Below are 17,528 nucleotides of genomic sequence, written 5' to 3'. Positions count from 1 at the left end.
ACCTCGGCGCACGCTTTATCGAACTGATCGACCCGCTGCGCTATCCGGCCGAGGGGCTGAACGAGGACGCGATCCGCGAGATCCGCCGGCTCAAGGCCCGGATGGAGTCCGAGCGGCTGCCCCGCGGCGCCGACCGCGCCACCCACACCAAGCTCGGCCGGGGCGGGCTCAGCGACGTGGAGTGGACGGTGCAGCTTCTGCAGATGTGCAACGGCGCGGCGGTATCGGGACTGCGTACCACCCGCACCCGCCGGGCCCTGGCCGCCGCACACGACGCCGGTCTCATCGGCGGCGACGACGCCCGGGTCCTGGACACGGCCTGGGTGCTGGCGACCCGGGTGCGCAACGCGGTGATGCTGGTGCGCGGCCGCCCCGGCGACACCTTCCCCACGGACCCCCGCGAACTGGCCGCGGTCGCCCACTGTCTGGGCTACGCCCCGGGCCATGTGGGCGAGATGCTGGACGACTACCGCCGCACGACCCGCCGCGCCCGCACCGTGACGGAACGCCTCTTCTACGGCTACGAGAGCTGACCGCCTCGCCGGGCCGGTCAGTCCCGGCCGGCTCGCCGACGGCCGTCCGGCCCGAGGAGCCGACCGGCGACTGCCCCGGGATCTCGGACCAGCCCGAGCACGCGGGCTGGTTCAGACGGAGTCAGGCGTCCGGCGCAGGACCAGGGAGACGAAACCCCAGGTGTCCCGGTAGGCGCGCAGCCATTCGGCGCGCCGGACCGTGGCCGTCTCGAGCGCCTGTGCGCTGTCCGGATGGTCCGGGTGGTCCAGGGCCCATGCGGCCAGCGAGCCCCAGCAGGCCCATTCGTAGTCGTCCAGCTCCTGACGCGTGCTGACGTGTCCGTCGACGGGAGTCCAGCCGTCGGCGACGACACGGTCCACGGTGGTCGCCAAGTCGGTGAAGTCCCCGAGCATCTCGACGGCCTCCTGTGACGGAGGGTGCTCCCAGAACCCGTCGCCGATGAGGACACGCCCGCCGGGCGCCAGGTGTCCGCGGGCCGCGGCAAGGGTGGGGAGCAGGCCGCCGAAGGCATGCGCGGCCCCGAAGCTGAGGACCACGTCGAACGGCTCCTCGGACACGAACTCCTCGGCCTTCTGTCGATGCAGGACCAGGCGGTCCTTGACGCCGAGGTCGTGTGCCGCGGCGGCCGCCTGGTCCAGGGCGTCCCCGGAGATGTCCACGCCCTCGGCGCGCACGCCCGGCCGCGTGGCCAGGGCGCGCAGGAGCCATTCTCCGGTGCCGCAGCCGAGGTCGAGCACCCGCTCCTCGCCCCTCGTAAGGCCGCGCTCCAGCAGGCGGCGGACCGAGCCGTCGTCGAGCGGAGACTTGATGGGGTGCTCGGCATGAGCGATGCGGGAGATCTGTTCGCGATTCACCGGGGCAGCATGCCAACGGCGGCGCGTGCGCGCACCTCATTTAGAGCCTGTGTCATATCCCCGGCCGGATCAGCGTGCGGCGTCAGGGGGCACCTCCCAGCGGTAGCTGGGGGAGCGTGCCAGGCGTCGCACGCCCGGCCGGGGATATGACACAGGCTCTTACGGCGAACCCCCGCTCCACGCGCGGCAATCGGCACCGTTTGTCCCGACCGGGACGTCCACATCACCGTGCCGGTCGGGATGAGCGTCACCGAACGGCGCCGGACCGGCGGACCGCCCCGAGGCCGGCCCCTCGACCAGCGCGTCAACGGGCTCGCGCGCCGCTCCCGGCAGGGGTCGCCGCCCCGCCCGCTGTCAGACCCGGCCGATAAGGTCCCGTGCCATGACCTCGGACAACCGACTGGGCGAACTGCGCGAGCTGCTGACGACGGGCAAGCCGGTCAAGATGCGCAAGGCCATCGGGGAACTCGTCCTGATCCCGGACGACGGGACGGCACTCGCCCTGGCCGCCCGCTTCGAACGCGCGGCCGAGTACTCCTCTGAGACACTGCTGCGGCTGTGGCCCAGGGCGGCCGACCCGGACGGCTTCTGCGCCACCCTCCTCCTCCCCGCCTTCGCGCGCGAGAACCGCACCTCGCTGCGCCTGCGCCGGATGACCTCCCTGACCGGCCTGCGCCACCTCACCATGCTCCGCGCCCTGCACGTCGACCGCTGCAAGGAGATCACGGACCTCACCGAGGTCGGCGAGCTCACCGGCCTCACCGACCTCGATCTCAACGGCTGCGCGGGCATCGAGGACCTCGCCCCGATCGGCCGCCTCACCGAACTGACCCGGCTCAACCTGCACCGCTGCCGGGCCGTGTCGGACATCGCGCCGCTGCGCACGCTCGGCCGGCTGCGCGAGCTGGACCTGAGCATGACCAAGGTGCGGTCGGCCGACGGGTTCGGTGCGGCGTTCCCCGCGCTGGAGAGCCTGACGCTGCGCGGCTGCCGCTCCTTCAAGGACGCCTCGCATCTGTCCGGGCTGACCCGGCTCACCCACCTCGACCTCGGCTGGACCGGGATCCGCGACCTGTCCGGGCTGCGGGACGTCCCCGCCGTGACCCACCTGGACCTGCGCGGCTGCGGCCACCTTCGGGACCTGACCGGCATCGACGCGCTGCCCGCCCTGACCGACCTGACCCTGGACGACTGCCCCCGTCTGAAGACCCTCCACGGGCTCGGCTCCCACCCCGGCCTGGAGTGGCTTGGTATCAATGGCTGCACCCAACTGACCGACCTGAGCGCGCTGTCCGCGCTGACCGGGCTGAGGAGGCTGTTCATCACGGGGGCCGAGCGGCTCACCGATCTGCGCGGCCTCGAAACCGTCCGCGATCTGGCGCAGGTCCTGCTCGAAGACTGCCCCGGTCTCGGGGACTTCTCCGCGCTCGCCCAGCTGCCCTCACTGGGCGTGATCAATCTGCGGGGCATCCGGCAGCTCCGCGATCTCTCGCCGTTCGCGGGGGTCTCCGGCCTGGAGTTCATAAGCGTCAGGCACTGCGACAACCTGGTCACCCTGGAGGGCCTCGAACGCCAGGACCAGCTGCACGAGCTGTGGGTCTCCCACTGCCGCGCCCTGCGCGCCCCCGGCCGCCTCGGTGAGCTGCCCGCGCTGCGCGAGGTGCGGATCCAGGACTGCCCTTCGCTGACCGGCCTCGACGGCCTCGGTGCCCTGCCCGCGCTGCGCGAACTCCGCGTCGAGGACTGCGCGGTGCTCGTGGACCCGGGCGGCCTGGCCGGGGCCCCGGTGGACGACCTGACCTTCTCCCAGGTGCCGAACCTGGGCTCGCTGCGCGCCCTGGCGGACTGCCCCGGCCTGCGGAAACTGGTGCTCGATGACTGCCCGCGCGTGGCCGACATACCGGCTGGACCGGTCGTCGACCTCAACGTGAAGGGCGTGGACTGGCGGGACCTCTCCCCCCTGGCCGGTCACAAGAACCTCCGCGTCCTGCGGCTGTGGATGCCCGAACTGAAGGACATCGGCGCGCTGTCCGGCCTGACCGGCCTGACCGACGTCAACCTGTTGGAGTGCAGGGCGCTTGAGGACGTGAGCCCGCTGCTCGGCCTGCCGTCCCTGGCGGAGGCCGCGTTGCCCCACGGCATGGCGTGGGAGGCGTACTACGGGCGGCCCGTTCCCGTGCACACGGCACTCGCCGAGCGGGGGGTGGCCGTCTCCGGTATCTGACCGCCCGCGGCGTCCTCAGCCGCCCGGCCTCTCCCACACCGACACCACCCGCCCGCCCATCCTCAGCGTCCATGCCCGGCCACCGCCACCGCCACCGCCACCGCCGAAGAGATCCCGTGCGCGGCGGGCTTGGAGTGGCGGCATCCGGTTCATTCCAGTGCCAGCGCCGTCAGCACCGTGGCGGCCAGCGCGGCGCGTATGACCATGCCCGACACCGACGTGTTCTCCGAGCGGGCGTGCGCGCCCGAGCCCAGCGCGCCGATACCGTCCAGGACCGGCGTGCCCTGGGCCACCACGAAGTTGCCGTCGCTGGCTCCGCCGACCGACGCCTCGGGCAGTTCGTGCCCGAGCAGCGCGGCGCACCGGCGTGCCAGGTCGGCGAGCGCGGCGACGCCTTCCGTCCGTTCGAACACGGGGCGGTTCCAGCCGCCGGTGACCTCCACGCGGGTCCGCGGGTCGACGGGACGCAGAGCGGCGAGGGCCTCTCCGACGCGTCGCTGTTCCGCGGCGGTGGCGACGCGGACGTCGATGCGGCCGACGGCCTGCCCCGCCGTGACGTTGCTGCGGGTGCCTCCCGCCACCACGCCCACGTTCAGCGACGTGCCCGCGGCCGGGGAGCGCAGGTCTGCCAGGCGCAGGATCTGGTGGGCGAGTTCGTCCACGGCGCTGGCTCCGGCGGCCGGGTCCAGTCCGGCGTGGGCCTCGCTGCCGGTGACCGTGACGGTGAACAGTCCGACGCCCTTGCGGGCGGTCTTGATCGCGCCGTCGGCGGCGGCCTCGAAGACCATGGCGAGCCTGCTGTCGTGTGCCTCCTCCACGATGGCGTCGCGGGAGGCGAGGCTGCCGGTCTCCTCGTCGCCGTTCAGCATCACCGTGCAGGCCGGGCGGGGCAGGTCGAGGGCGTCGAGGGCGCGGAGTGCCCAGACCGCCTGGACGAGGCCGGCCTTCATGTCGAAGACCCCGGGGCCGCTGATGCGGTCGCCGTCTCGCCGGAAGGGCCAGGTGTCGAGGGTGCCGGTCGGCCATACGGTGTCGTAGTGCCCGAGGAGGAGTACCGGGCGGCCGTCCTGGGTGGTGGTGTCCCGGGCGGCGTAGCGGCGGACGAGGATGTCTCCGGTCTCCTCGCGCTCGAGGGTCTCCTCGGCGTCCGGTTCGCCGAGGCGTCGGTCGAGCCAGCCGCGCAGCCAGCCGAGGCAGGTGTCCAGGGCGTCCAGGTCGTCGCTCGCGCTGCCCTGGGAGGTGTAGGCGGCGAGGTCGGCGACCATGTCCTCGCGGTGGGCGTCGAGCCATCGCCGGACCGCTTCGGCCTGTGCGGAGTCGAGGGGAAGCGAGGGTGCGGGGGTCCGGGCCAGGCGGTCCAGTTCGTCGAGCCGTGACTCCGCCATGTCGTGTGCGGCGCCCTCCAGTTGGCGAAGGCCGTCCACGACCGCGCGCAACAGGGTCGTGGGCAGTCCTTCGCGCGCCGCGTGGTGGAAGACGTCGGTGTAGTGGGTGGGGGCTTCGACGGGCCGGTGGCGTACGGCGAGGTCGCGCCAGATACCGCTGCGGTCCTTGGTCTGGGTGCGCAGCCATGCGGTGAGGCGGTCGAAGGCGGCGTTCCGGGCAGCGGGGTCCGCTCCTGGCCGGAAGGCGTGCGGCTCGAAGGCGTCGAACGCTTCCAGGGCGACACCGAGGCGGTCGGATACGGCGAAAATCTCGCCCGTCAGGGCGGCCATGGCGGGGCGGTGCCGGTCGATGAGGTCGGCCATGGGGGCGTCCGCGAGGGCGGTGGCGGCGAGCATGGCGCCGAACCCGGCTTTGGCCCACAGGTATCCCTCGACGTTGTCACTGGCCACAGCCGGGCCCCAGCTGCGCAGGTCGGCCACCAGGTCCCGGACCCTCGGGCCGGCCGGCGCACCGTCGGGCTCGCCGATGACGAGGGCTCCGGCGCCGCCGTCCTGGATGACGCCCGGTTCGATGACGTCGGCGAAGATGTTCACGAAGGCCGCGACGGTGCGGGCGGCACCCACACGCCGGGCGATCAAGGACTCGTTGAAGCCGTTCTGCAGGGAAACGACGTAGCCGTCCGGGGCCAGGCGGGGCGCGATCCAGTCGAGCGCGGTGCCGGTTGCCTGTGCCTTCACCGCCAGCAGTACGCGTCCGAGGGGGCCGGAGAACTCGTCCGGGGTCGTGGCGGTGACCGGCGCGCTCTCGCGGGTGCCGCCGCGGGCGACGACGAGTCCGTGCGTGCGGATGGCGTCCACGTGGGTGCGGTCGGTGTCGACGACGGTGACCGGGTGGCCGGCGCGGGCGAGGGCGAAGGCGAGGGTGCCGCCGATGGCTCCCGCGCCGACGACGGTGTATCCGGGCTGCTGCGGGTGGGTGTCGTTCACCGGGTGTGTCCTTCCGTGGGCGTGGCCGCCGGCACGGGGCCGGACGAGGTGGCGCGGATGTCGTCGGGCTGCCAGATCCGGGGCAGGTGAAGGGCGCCGGTGCTGGATCCGCCGTCCACCCGCAGGACCTCGCCGGTGATCCAGGAGGCGTCGGGGCCGGCGAGCCAGCGCACCGCTCGCGCGATGTCCCGCGGCGTTCCCGGGCGGCCCAGCGGGTTGGTTCCGATGGCCGCGGCGTACTGGGCGGAGACGGGGTTGCAGTCGCTGGCCACCGGGACGAAGCCGGGGCTGACCGCGTTGACGCGGATGCCGTGCGCGCCGAGTTCCAGGGCGGCGGCGCGGGTGGCCATCTCCAGGGCGGCCTTCGAGCTGGCGTAGGGGCCACCGCCGGGGCGGGCGCGCTGCGCGGAACCCGAGGAGATGTTGATGACCGAACCGGGCCGTCCATGCCCGGTGGCGAGCCGGGCGAAGGCGGCGGTCGCCAGGACCGGGGCGCGCAGGTTGACGGCGAACAGCCGGTCCCAGGCCGGGGCGTCCACGTCGGTCATGTCGAGGGAGGGGTAGACGCCCGCCGCGTTGACGAGGATGTCCACGGGGCCGTGCTCCGCCCAGGCCGCCTCGACGACGGCGGCGGGCGCGTCGGGGTCGGTCAGGTCCGCGGCCCGTATCGCGGTACGGGTTCCCGGACGTGCCCCGGTCCGCCGGAACGCGGCGGGGTCGCGGTCGACGAGAGTGCGGAACGCGCCCTGGGCGGCGAACTCCTCGGCGATCGCCCCGCCGATGCCGCCCGCGGCGCCGGTGACGAGGACGTGGGTCATCAACTGAACTCCTTGTCCTTGGTCTCCGGCATGGTGAGGTAGACCACGAGGGAGATCAGTGAGGCCGCCGATACGTAGACCCACAGCAGGTCGCTGTGGCCGCTCTCGTGCAGCCAGGTCGTCAGGTAGGGCGCCGTGCCGCCGAAGATCGCGACTGCCAGGGCGTACGGCAGGGCGATGCCGGTGGCGCGTACCTCCGGCGGGAACTGCTCGGCCATGATGACGGCGCAGTTGGCGGAGTAGCCGAGGATCAGCAGCATGCCGACGAGCTGGACCAGGAACAGGCTGAGGAAGCTGTTGCCGAGCAGGTGCAGCAGGGGCCAGGCCAGGACGACGAAGCCGCCGGCGAACGCCGCCATGGTCGGCTTGCGTCCCACGCGGTCCGAGACCACGCCCATGAGGGGCAACGCGATGACGAAGACGACCAGGCAGAGGGTCTGTGACAGCAGCGCGGTCTTCAGCGGGATGCCGGTGGTCAGATTGGCGTACGTGGGGAGGTAGTTGACCCAGATGTAGTACGTGAGGGTGCCCGCCACGGTGATACCGGCGACGCGCAGGGCGGCCGCGGGGTGCTCCACGAACATGGCCTTGACGGGATTGGTGCGGGTGCGGCCGGCACCCTGGACCTGGGCGAAGGAGTCGGTGTCCGCCACGGAGATCCGCAGCCACAGGCCGACCAGTCCGAGCAGCCCGCCGAGGATGAACGCGACGCGCCAGCCCCAGGAGTGCAGGGCGTCGTCGCTCAGTGCCGAGGTGGCGAGTGTGCCCAGGAGGGAGGCGACGAGCACGCCGCCGGCGACCGACACCTGCTGCCAGGACCCGGCGAACGCGCGCCTGCCGCGAGCCGCCGACTCGACGAGGAACGCGGAGGAGGAGCCGAACTCGCCACCGGCCGAGAAACCCTGCACGAGCCGGGAGAGCAACAGGATCAGCGGCGAGACGATGCCGATGCTGTCGTAGGACGGGGTGATCGCGATGACGAAGCCGGCGCCCGCCATCAGGCCGACCGTGAGGGTCATGCCCTTCTTGCGTCCGCGGCGGTCGGCGTAGGCACCGAGCACGGCGGCGCCGACCGGACGCATCACGAACCCGACGGCGAAGACGGCGAGCGTGGACAGCAGGGCCACCGCGCCGTCGCTCTTGGAGAAGAACTCATCCGCGATGATCTTGGCGAAGATGGAGTACAGCGCCCAGTCGACCCATTCGACGGTGTTGCCTATGGTGCCGGCGACGATGGCCTTGCGCTGGGCGCGGCTCAGCCGGAACGTGGCGGGGGCGGCGCCGTCCGCGCGCAGGGGGCCGGTGGGCGTGGCGGATCCGGTGTTCATGGTGTGTGCTCCGGGGTGTCGGCGGCGGAACCCGCCGCGGTCCGGCCGTGCAGCACGCCGCGGGCCACGTCGGCGAGCTGGGCGTGGGTCGCGTACCAGACGCCGGGGTGAGCGGCGATGTGGTCGAGAAGTTCCCGCAGCGCCACCAGGCGCGAGCGGTGACCGATGACGTGCGGGTGCAGGGTGAGCTGGAAGACGCCGCCGTCCCGGTACGCGGCGTCGAACTCGTCGGCCCAGATCTCCCGTACGTCGCGCGGGCGGCTGTGCGGGCGGACGGACCCGTAGCGGTCCATCGTGAAGTACGGGGCGTCGTCCCGGATCCAGTCGACGGGGATCTCCACCAGGCCGGTGGGCCGGTCCTCGGTGACGATCTCGTAGGGCTCGTCGTCGGCCATGAGCGAGGAGTCGTAGGCGAAGCCCAGCTCGAGCATGATGTCGAGGGTCGAGTCCGAGAAGTCCCAGGACGGGGTGCGGATGCCGACCGGGCGCCGGCCGGTCAGCGTGGTGAGGGTGTCGAGGGCACGCGCGGTGAGTTCCCTCTCATCCTCGCGGCCCAGCAGCATGTTGCGCTCGTGGATCCATCCGTGGACGGCCAGTTCGTGCCCGTCGCGGGTGTAGGCGCGGGCCTCCTCGGGGTGGACGAGGGCGGAGACGGCCGGCATGAAGAAGGTCGCCGGGACGCCGTAGCGGGCCAGGAGGTCCAGGATCCGTGGAGCGCCGGCGCGGGCGCCGTACTCGCCCTGGGCGAGCCGGCCGGGGCTGGTCTCGCCGTCGCGCAGCGGGATCGTCTCGTGGTCGGAGTCGAAGGAGAGGGCGACCGCGACCCGGGCACCGCCGGGCCAGCGGTCGGGGACCAGCCGCCGTCCGGCACGGACCGCGTCGATATGGCCGCGCCAGGTGTGCTCGGGCCAGCGCCAGCTCTCCGCGGGCAGGCCGAAGTCGTCTGTGGGCATGGTGGTCTCCACAAGGATCGGGGAAGGATCGGGGGACGGGGAGAGGGCGGTTGACGGTACGGCGGGGCCACCACCGGGCGGTGTGCCCGGCAACCGGCCGGGGGGCTCAGACGGCGCGGACCATCCGGTGCCAGGAGTACTTCAGGGTGGCCAGGTGCAACGTCACGTCGGAGGCGATCAGTCCGGGCAGTGCCCCGATGATGTCGCTGGTGTAGCGCAACAGATCGGTGCGGCGGGGCAGCACCATGTGTCCGACGAGGTTGAAGCGCCCGGTCGCCGCGCCCAGGAACTTGGTTCCCGGATGCCGCGCGAGCTGCCGCCCCGCGGCGTCGAGCCGGTCGGGCTCGATCGACAGCCACACCATGAACTCCGCGTCGTACCCGAGCAGGGTCGGTTCGACGAGAGTCCGGAACTGCAGGATGCCGCGGGAGATGAGCCGGTCCATGGCCCGTGCGACACCGGACTCGGTGTGGCCCAGGCTCCGGGCCAGGGTGCTGACCTGGGCGCGGCCGTCCTCCTTGAGGGCCGCGGCGACCTCCTGCTCCAGACCGGTCAGCGCTTTTGGCGCTTCGTCCCAGTCGGCGCGGTCGCACGACGACGCGAGGGAGGCGGGCCGCAGGTCCGCGGCCGCCTCAGCGGGCAGCAGCCCGGTGTCCCACATCGACGCGGAGGTGAAGGCCCGGATGACGGCGACCGCCTCGGTGCTGGTGATCAGGTCGGCCCCGGGCAGGTCGGTGAAGAGCATCCGCATCATCTCCTCGTTGTCGCGGGCAACGAAATCGACGATGAGATCGGCGGCACCGGTGACGACGGCCAGGAAGCGCACGTCCGGGCTGACGGCGAGTTGGTCCGCGAGGTCCAGTCCGCGGCCGGGCCTGGCCTGCACCCGGACCAGCATGGAGGAGCCCTCCCGCGTGCGGTCCAGCTCCAGACTGCCGACGACCCGCAGCACTCCCCGCTCGCGCAGGGCCTTGTAGCGCCGCTGGGCGGTCGTCTCGCTGGTACCCACCCAGCGAGCCACCGCGCTCCACGGGGCGCGACCGTTGAGCTGGAGCGCCGCGATGACACGGCGGTCCAGGTCGTCGATGGTGTCCACGGGGGCTCGGTGGGTCATGGGGCGGACGCTAATCAGCGCTTTTCCGCTCGTCAATGACGGAATCCTGCATCGTTCCTGGTCACAGCCAGGTGATCCAGCACCGTCCGGAGTTACGAAGGGGTAACGCCCGCAGTTCCGGTACGCGGGAACGGATGACGCCGAGCGTGACGGATTACGTCACACAAGCATCCGAAAAAGTTCACCCGCACCGAGGTGGAGGCCGCTGCCACCACCATGCGGCTGACGAATGTCGGCCAGGTCTCGCAGTTGCCTGCGTGAGGTGAGCCCGAGCTTGCGGAAGGTGTCGCGCAGGTGCGCGTCGACCGTCCGCGGGCTGAGGAACAGCTTCGCCGCCACCTCCTTGGAGGTGGCACCGTCGGCGACCAGGCGTGCGATGTGCACTTCCCGCATCGTCAACTGGTCCGATGCCTTCGACGTGCGGCTGCGGGCATGCACGCCCATGGCGCGCAACTCGCCTGCGGCGCGCTCGGCGAACGCCTCCACACCGAGGCCGGACAGCGACTCGTGCGCCGGCCGCAGCGCGGACCTGGCGCCACGCCGTCGGCCCTGGCGGCGCAGCCACTCCCGGTACAGCAGATGTGCCCGGGCGCGGTAGACGACCAGTGTGCTGTCCTCGAGCAGGCCGATGGCCTCCCGGTAGGCGGACTCGTCCTCGGTTCACGCCCCGCACCGCATTCTGCGATCCTGCGGGGCGGTCCCCGCGCACGGCATCACCGGCGTGCACGAGTGGACCGCCGCCGAGAACGGCGACGACGTCGAGGCCGCGCGGTGACGTCCTCGGCCAGGCCGAGGGTCCGGTCGGGCGCTGGGTCGGCCAGGTCCTCGCCCCGCTCGGGGCGGCGGGCGGGCCCGCGGCGGGACGGTCCGGAGTCAGCGGCCTCCGGGGCCGCTTCGCCCCGGGGACGCTGCTTCCTAGGACGCGGCGACCCACCCATCGCGATCGCGATGCCTCGGCCGGGGCAGGAGGATGGAGCCATGGCCGGCAACGTGGACCTCTCCCAGTTCCTGCGCCGCTGCCGGGGCCGCGTCGATCCCCAGTCGGTCGGCCTTCCCGAGCGCGGCGCCTACCGCCGCGTGCCCGGTTTGCGCCGCGAGGAGGTCGCCCAGCTCGCCGGGGTGAGCACCGACTACTACACCCGCCTGGAACAGGGCCGGAACATCACCCCGTCCGACGGTGTCCTGGACGCCGTCGCCGGGGCCCTGCGCCTGGACGACGCGGAGCGGGCGCACCTGTACGACCTGGTCAAGGCCCGGCCCGGCCGCCGTGCCGGGCGCACCGCACCCGGCGTGCAGCGGGCCCGTCCGGGACTGCTGCGGTTCCTGGAGTCCTTCCACGAGCACGCCGCCTTCATCCTCGGCAGACGCGGCGACATCCTGGCCACCAACCATCTGTGCCGGGTACTGATCGCCGACTTCGACGCCATGCCCTACCGTGAGCGCAACCTCACCCGCTGGATCGTCCTGTCTCCCGAGGCCCGCGAGCTGTACGCGGACTGGGAGCGGCTGGCGGCGGAGATGACCGCGATCCTGCGTCTGGACGCCGGCCGGTACCCGGACGACGCCCGCACCGCAGAGCTGGTCGGCGAGCTGACGATGAAGAGCACGTACTTCCGCGGCTGGTGGGACGACCACCGGGTCCTCACCCGCACCCACGGCCAGAAACGCTTCAACCACCCGCTGGTCGGCGAGCTCACCATCGACTACCAGGCGCTCACCCCGCCCGGCGAGGAGGACCAGACCCTCTTCCTCTACATGCCCGCCGCCGACCGCACCTCCCAGGAGGCCTGGCGCCTGCTCGCCGACTGGAACACCCCCGCCCCCGACCGTCCCCGGCAGGACGCCAGTGCCCGTACCCCTTCCGCCTCCGACGACAGGAACAGCCCGTGAGCACCCCGTCCCCCCGTCCCCTGGCTCTGGTCACCGGAGCCTCCAACGGCATCGGCTACGAGATCGCCCGCCTGTGCGCGGCCAACGGCTTCGACCTGGTCGCCACCGGCCGCAGCGGGAAGATCGAGGAGGCCGCCGAGCAGTTCACCCGCGACGGCGCCGACGTCGTCCCCGTCCGTGCCGACCTTTCCGCGGCGGACGGGGTCGAGACGGTGTGGGAGGCCGTCGAGGAGACCGGCCGTCCCCTCGCCGCGGCGGTACTGAACGCAGGACGCAGCATCGGCGGAGCGTTCCTCGACACCGACCTGGACGACGAACTCTCCCTGATCGCCCTGAACGTGACCTCGGTCGTCCGTCTCGCCAAGCACGTCGCCCGGCACATGGCCGCCCACCACGCGGGGAAGATCCTCATCACCTCCTCCCTCTCCGCGACGCTGCCCACCCCTTACGAGACCGTCTACGGGCCCTCCCGCGCCTTCACCCGCATGTTCGCCCTCGGTCTGCGCGAGGAACTCAAGGAGAACGGCGTCACCGTCACCACCCTCATGCCCGGGGCCACCGACAGCGACTTCCACGCCCGCGCCGGCATGAACGACACCGCCTTCGGCCCCGGCATGAAGAAGAACAGCCGCAAGGAGGTGGCCCGTCAGGGCTTCGTCGCCATGATGGAAGGCCGCGCCGAGGTCGTCGGCGGCGACGCCGCCACCAAGCGCACCGCCATCGAGCACCGCTTCCTGCCCGAGACCTACAAGGCCGCCCGGCACGCCACCAAGGCCAGGCCCCGCCCGCGGTCCTGAGCACACCGCCGACGGCGCGGCGCACCCCGGAGCACCGGTTTCGCCGAACCGTGCCGCCGGGGGCCAGTGGGGTGTCATGCCTCCGCGGCTCAGCGGTGCAGGGCCTCTCGGAGTGCCCGTACCTGGGTGGCGAGGCCGCGCTCGCCGATGGCGGTATGGGCGAACATCAGGTCAACGCCGTGCACGGCGCCGGGGACCTGCACGAGTTCGGTGTCGACTCCGGCGCGGCTGAGCCGGGCGGCATAGGCGATGTTCTCGTCCCGCACCGGGCCCACCTCCGCGACCACCATCAGTGTCGGTGGCAGGCCGGTGAGGTCGGCGGCGCGGGCCGGGGCGGCGTATCCGTCGGGAGCGCCGTCGGGGCGGTAGTAGTCCCATACGCGCCGGAGGGCGAAGCGGGTCAGCACGGGGATGCCGGTGAAGTCGCGTGCTGAGGGGGTGTCGAGGCGGTCGTCGAGTCCCGGGTAGATCAGCAGTTGGAATCGGATGGCGGGTCCGGCGGTGTCACGGGCGCGCAGTGCGGTCGCCGCGGCGAGCGCGCCGCCCGCGCTGCATCCGGCCACGGCCAGTTTCCGCGGGTCGGCTCCGAGTTCGGTGGCGTGTTCGACGGCCCACAGGAGGCCGGCGTACGCGTCCTCGACGGCGGCTGGGTAGGGATGCTCCGGAGCGTGCCGGTAGTCCACCGACACCACGACCGCGCCGACGTCCGTGGCGTAGCGCAGCGCGCGTGCTTCCTCCGTCTCAGGCCGGCCGTGTACGAAACCCCCGGAGTGGAACAGCAGGATCAGCGGCTGCACGTCTGTGCCGGCCGTGCGGTAGACGCGTAGCCGCAACCCGCCTTGGGTGTAGTGGTCGTGGACCGTGACCCCCGACGGCCGGACCGCGCCGACGACGGCCGGATACGGAGTTGCCCCGCGGGGCGACATCGGGGAGCTGCCGGCGGCGGACACCGTGATCGTCGCGGGTTCCCACGCACCGGGCCTGCGCGACGCGGGCGAGCTCGAGCCGCGCACCGCCGCGGCACTGCGCGCCGCCGCGCGGCATGCTCGCATCGTGTCCTTGTGCACCGGGACTTTCGTCCTCGCGGCCGCCGGGCTCCTTGACGGCCGACGGGCCACGACCCACTGGGCCTACGCCGACCTGTTCCGGCGGCGCTTCCCCCAGGTGAACCTCGACGTCGATGCCCTCTTCGTCGAGGACGACGGCGTGCTCACCTCCGCCGGTGGCGCGGCCGCGATCGACCTCTGCCTGCACCTGGTCCGCGACGATCACGGCAGCGCCGTAGCGAACCGCGTGGCGCGCCTCAACGTCGTCGCCGCGGTGCACGACAACGGGCAGGCGCAGTTCGTCGACCGGCCGGTGGCGAAAGACGCCGGTACGTCGACGGCGACCGCCAGGGCCCGGATGCTGGCCCGGCTCGACCAGACTCACACACTGGCCGAGTTGGCCGCCGAAGCGCATATGAGCGTGCGGACGTTCACCCGCCGCTTCCGGCAGGAGACCGGTCTGTCGCCAGTGGGGTGGCTGAACCAGGCCCGTCTCGACCACGCCCGGCACCTCCTGGAGGCAACCGAACTCCCGGTCGACGAAGTGGCTCGCCAAGCAGGCTTCGGAACCGGCACCAACCTGCGCAAACGCATGACAGCCGCGCCGCACACCACTCCATCGGCCTACCGGCGCGGATACCGCACCCGAGCCCACCCCACACCCTCCTGGCCGACCGGTATCGACAACGCGTGTCCCGGCGGCGGTCACGCAGGCGGAATGGCGCGGAATGGCGCCGGGGTTGTCAGCGGGTACGGCTCATGAGGTGGGCGAGGCCGTCCAGGATCCGCCGCAGTCCGAAGGCGAAGGCGTGTTCGGGGTCGTACATGCTCTGGTGTGCTGCCCCCGCGGCGCTTCCGACCCGCGCCGCGAGGGGGAATCGGGCGGGATCGAAAACCTGGGTCAGGAGCGGTTCGTTGGCGGCCCACCACTGCTGGTCGGACATCACGCTGTCGCGGGCGGCGGCCTGGGTGTCGAGGGTCGCGCGGGCGACGGAGTGGACGAAGCCGAGCAGGAGGGTGAGGGCCGCGTCCATCTCCACGTCGTCGAGCCCCAGGCCGTCGAACGCGGCCAGTTCGTGTTCGTACTTGGTCATGAGGCCGGGGCCCAGCGGCGGGCGCGCCGTGGACATCGTCGCCACCCAGGGGTGGCGGTTGTACAGATCGCGGTTCTCGTGCGCGACGGCCTCCACCCTTCTGCGCCACGGGGCCGCCGACCGGTCGCCTCGTGGCATCTCCAGGTACACGGAGTCCAGCATGAGGTCGAGCAGTTCCGCCTTGCCCGGGACGTAGGTGTAGAGCGTCATCGGCGTCACGCCCAACTGCCGGGCGATGCCGCGCATGGTCAGGGCCTCCAGGCCGTCGGCGTCCGCGAGTTCGACGGCGACCCTGACGACGGCGTCGACCGTCAGACCCTGCTTGGGGCCGCGGCGGGCATCTCCGTGTCCGGGCTCTCGCCACAGCAGTTCCAGAATGCGGGCCGGGTCGCTCGTGCCCCCGTGTTCCTTGGCCATGGGCTCCATTCTTCCTGTTCAGATCCTTGGCTCCTCGCCCTCCATCTCTATACGCAGTACAATGTACTGCGTATAGAGATAACTCCTCACCCCAGGACAGGTCATGCACATCACCTCCACCGCCATCTCCCTGACCGTTGACGACGTCCCCACATCCGCCGCGTTCCTGGTCAAGCACTTCGGCTTCCAGGAAGCCACGGCCGCCGACGGCTTCGCCTCACTGGTCCGCGAGGGCGCGGCCGGCGTGATCTTCTTGCGGCGCGGTATCGACGTCCTGCCCGAAGGCTTCCGGGACCAGCACGCCGCAGGCGTGATCATCGCGTTCACCGTGGACGATCTGGACGCCGAGTACGAGCGGCTGCGGAGCGAGGGCGCCCCCATCACCATGCCGCTGCGCGAAGAGCCCTGGGGTGAGCGCCTCTTCCAGGTCACCGACCCCAACGGCGTCATCCTCCAGCTCGTCGCCTGGGCCGCCCCCGCGCCGCGGTGACGGCCGCGGGGCCGGCCGCAACGTCGGCGACCGGCCCCGCGACCGCCCGCCATTCCCCGATTACGAACCGGTACGTCTCGGTTCGATTCATGTAGTCTCAGAACCATGCCGTCCGTACCCGAGCCGGTCCGTCCCGGCCGCAAGCGCAGCGAGAGCAGCCGCACCGCGATCCTCACCGCCGCCTGGGAGCTAACGGTCGAACTCGGCTATCCGGGCCTGACGGTGGAGGGAATCGCCGCGCGGGCAGGCACCGGCAAGCAGACCATCTATCGCTGGTGGCCGTCCAAGGCCGATGTGCTGCTCGACGCGCTGGCACTCAAGGCCGACGTCCAGATCGGGCTCGACGACCACGGCAGCTACGCGGCAGACCTGCGCCAGTTCCTCGATCGGTCGTTCGTGCTGGGCCTGAACCCCTCGGTGATGCGCGTGATGCGCACGCTGATGGCCCAGGCGCAGATCGACCCGGAGTTCGGCGCGTGCTTCCGTGAACAGTTCCTCGCCCGCCGCCGCGCCGCCTTCGAGGTCCTGGCGAGCCGCGCCGTCGAGCGGGGGGATTTCCCGGCAGGCCGTTCACCGGCGCTCGACGCCCGGCTCGTCTTCGGCCTCCTCTGGTACGAGGTGCTTGCCGCACCTCCACCGCTCGATTCCGGCTCCGCCGACGCGGCCCCGCATGCCCTCGCCGACGCCCTCATCGACCTCCTCACCCGCAGTCTCACTCCGGAGGAACTGGCTTGACCACCACGACCATCGCCATCACCGGCGCCACCGACGGCCTCGGCCGCGCCCTCGCCGTGCGCCTCGCGGCCGACCGCGACGTCCGACTCGTCCTGCACGGCCGCGACCCCGCCAAACTCGAACGGGTCGTCGCCGAGACAGAACGCGCGGGCGCCGCCGCACCCGTCACCGCGACCGCCGATCTGTCCGACCTCGCCCAGGTGGCCCGGCTGGCCGACACGATCGCGGACAGCGTCGGCAATCTCGACGTACTCGTGAACAACGCGGGCATCGGCTCCGGCGAGCCCGACGGACGCGAGCGCCGCACCAGCCGCGACGGCCATGAGCTGCGCTTCGCGGTGAACTACCTCGCGGCCTTCGTTCTCACCGAGAACCTGCTCCCGCTCCTGCGCGCCTCCGCGACCCCGGAGCACGCCGCCCGCGTCATCCACGTCTCGTCCCTGGGCCAGCATCCGCTCGATTTCGACGACCTCATGCTCGAACGCGGATACTCGGGCACCCGCGCCTACGGCCAGAGCAAACTCGCGCAGATCATGCACTGCTTCGACCTCGCCGGACGGTTCGCGCCCACCGAACTGACCGCCACCTGCCTGCACCCCGGCACCTACATGCCGACCAAAATCGTCCTGTCCGAGATCGGCGTCACCGCCGACACCCTGGAGTCCGGGGTCGACGCCACCCGCCGACTCGCCGTCGATCCCGCTCTGGAAGGCACCACCGGCCAGTTCTTCGACCGCCTCCGGCCCGCCCGCCCGACCGGTCAGGCTTACGACGAACACGCCAGAGCGGCCCTGCGTGCCCACAGCCTCGCGCTCGTGAACGGCTACCTCACGACGGCGCGCTGACCACTCCTGCTCAGCCG

16 protein-coding genes and 1 pseudogene are annotated in these 17,528 nt (G+C 72.1%); 8 read left to right on the top strand and 9 right to left on the bottom strand.

Annotated features, from left to right (window positions below; translation table 11 throughout):
* Positions 1 to 533 (top strand): [protein-PII] uridylyltransferase family protein (locus NP777_RS06540; protein ID WP_449343544.1); only part of this gene is annotated, 533 nt, incomplete at its 5' end.
* Positions 534 to 644: 111 nt separating this feature from the next.
* On the opposite strand, the gene NP777_RS06535 is transcribed toward NP777_RS06540, so the two are convergent.
* Complete coding sequence (locus NP777_RS06535) at positions 645 to 1,388, bottom strand: SAM-dependent methyltransferase (protein WP_256649077.1); 744 nt, start codon at positions 1,386 to 1,388, stop codon at positions 645 to 647.
* A gap of 382 nt (positions 1,389 to 1,770) precedes the next feature.
* Between NP777_RS06535 and NP777_RS06530 the strand changes: the two genes are divergently transcribed.
* On the top strand, positions 1,771 to 3,612 hold the full coding sequence (locus NP777_RS06530) for a leucine-rich repeat domain-containing protein (protein WP_256649076.1): 1,842 nt from the start codon (positions 1,771 to 1,773) through the stop codon (positions 3,610 to 3,612).
* A gap of 149 nt (positions 3,613 to 3,761) precedes the next feature.
* On the opposite strand, the gene NP777_RS06525 is transcribed toward NP777_RS06530, so the two are convergent.
* From NP777_RS06525 to NP777_RS06500, 6 genes and pseudogenes are all read right to left on the bottom strand, one after another.
* Positions 3,762 to 5,984, bottom strand: coding sequence for a M20/M25/M40 family metallo-hydrolase (locus NP777_RS06525; protein WP_256649075.1), 2,223 nt, complete (start codon positions 5,982 to 5,984; stop codon positions 3,762 to 3,764).
* A complete protein-coding gene (locus NP777_RS06520) occupies positions 5,981 to 6,802 on the bottom strand; it encodes an SDR family NAD(P)-dependent oxidoreductase (RefSeq protein WP_256649074.1) in 822 nt (273 codons plus the stop codon). The genes NP777_RS06525 and NP777_RS06520 overlap by 4 nt, the downstream gene beginning before the upstream one ends.
* The gene (locus tag NP777_RS06515) at positions 6,802 to 8,130 is read right to left on the bottom strand and encodes an MFS transporter (RefSeq protein WP_256649073.1); all 1,329 of its coding nucleotides are present in this window, start codon (positions 8,128 to 8,130) and stop codon (positions 6,802 to 6,804) included. The genes NP777_RS06520 and NP777_RS06515 overlap by 1 nt, the downstream gene beginning before the upstream one ends.
* A complete protein-coding gene (locus tag NP777_RS06510; protein ID WP_256649072.1) occupies positions 8,127 to 9,083 on the bottom strand; it encodes a polysaccharide deacetylase family protein in 957 nt (318 codons plus the stop codon). Before NP777_RS06510 ends, NP777_RS06515 begins: the two co-directional genes overlap by 4 nt.
* Positions 9,084 to 9,189: 106 nt before the next feature.
* Positions 9,190 to 10,197: an Lrp/AsnC family transcriptional regulator gene (locus tag NP777_RS06505; protein WP_256649071.1), complete on the bottom strand. Its 1,008-nt coding sequence runs from the start codon at positions 10,195 to 10,197 to the stop codon at positions 9,190 to 9,192.
* Positions 10,198 to 10,356: 159 nt separating this feature from the next.
* Positions 10,357 to 10,848 (bottom strand): annotated as a pseudogene (locus NP777_RS06500) (helix-turn-helix transcriptional regulator); the annotation flags it as partial.
* Positions 10,849 to 11,175: 327 nt separating this feature from the next.
* Between NP777_RS06500 and NP777_RS06495 the strand changes: the two are divergent.
* Positions 11,176 to 12,087: a helix-turn-helix transcriptional regulator gene (locus tag NP777_RS06495; RefSeq protein ID WP_256649070.1), complete on the top strand. Its 912-nt coding sequence runs from the start codon at positions 11,176 to 11,178 to the stop codon at positions 12,085 to 12,087.
* Complete coding sequence (locus NP777_RS06490; RefSeq protein ID WP_256649069.1) at positions 12,084 to 12,884, top strand: SDR family NAD(P)-dependent oxidoreductase; 801 nt, start codon at positions 12,084 to 12,086, stop codon at positions 12,882 to 12,884. The genes NP777_RS06495 and NP777_RS06490 overlap by 4 nt, the downstream gene beginning before the upstream one ends.
* Positions 12,885 to 12,973: 89 nt before the next feature.
* On the opposite strand, the gene NP777_RS06485 is transcribed toward NP777_RS06490, so the two are convergent.
* On the bottom strand, positions 12,974 to 13,810 hold the full coding sequence (locus NP777_RS06485; protein ID WP_256649068.1) for an alpha/beta hydrolase: 837 nt from the start codon (positions 13,808 to 13,810) through the stop codon (positions 12,974 to 12,976).
* Here NP777_RS06485 and NP777_RS48030 point away from each other — a divergent pair.
* On the top strand, positions 13,746 to 14,693 hold the full coding sequence (locus NP777_RS48030; RefSeq protein ID WP_256649067.1) for a GlxA family transcriptional regulator: 948 nt from the start codon (positions 13,746 to 13,748) through the stop codon (positions 14,691 to 14,693). The two genes, NP777_RS06485 and NP777_RS48030, sit on opposite strands and share 65 nt — an antisense overlap.
* On the opposite strand, the gene NP777_RS06475 is transcribed toward NP777_RS48030, so the two are convergent.
* Positions 14,674 to 15,441, bottom strand: a complete 768-nt coding sequence (locus tag NP777_RS06475) for a TetR/AcrR family transcriptional regulator (protein ID WP_256649066.1) — start codon at positions 15,439 to 15,441, stop codon at positions 14,674 to 14,676. The genes NP777_RS48030 and NP777_RS06475 overlap by 20 nt on opposite strands.
* 103 nt (positions 15,442 to 15,544) lie before the next feature.
* Between NP777_RS06475 and NP777_RS06470 the strand changes: the two genes are divergently transcribed.
* From NP777_RS06470 to NP777_RS06460, 3 genes are all read left to right on the top strand, one after another.
* Positions 15,545 to 15,931: a VOC family protein gene (locus tag NP777_RS06470; protein ID WP_256649065.1), complete on the top strand. Its 387-nt coding sequence runs from the start codon at positions 15,545 to 15,547 to the stop codon at positions 15,929 to 15,931.
* 105 nt (positions 15,932 to 16,036) lie between these two features.
* Positions 16,037 to 16,666, top strand: coding sequence for a TetR/AcrR family transcriptional regulator (locus NP777_RS06465; protein ID WP_256649064.1), 630 nt, complete (start codon positions 16,037 to 16,039; stop codon positions 16,664 to 16,666).
* The gene (locus tag NP777_RS06460; protein ID WP_256649063.1) at positions 16,663 to 17,511 is read left to right on the top strand and encodes an SDR family NAD(P)-dependent oxidoreductase; all 849 of its coding nucleotides are present in this window, start codon (positions 16,663 to 16,665) and stop codon (positions 17,509 to 17,511) included. Before NP777_RS06465 ends, NP777_RS06460 begins: the two co-directional genes overlap by 4 nt.
* Positions 17,512 to 17,528 lie beyond the last annotated feature (17 nt).

The organism is Streptomyces rugosispiralis (assembly GCF_024505145.1).
GTDB classification, from domain to species: Bacteria; Actinomycetota; Actinomycetes; order Streptomycetales; family Streptomycetaceae; genus Streptomyces; species Streptomyces rugosispiralis.
Note: the sequence above shows the minus strand (reverse complement) of the source record. Positions and strands in the feature narration are given on the sequence as shown.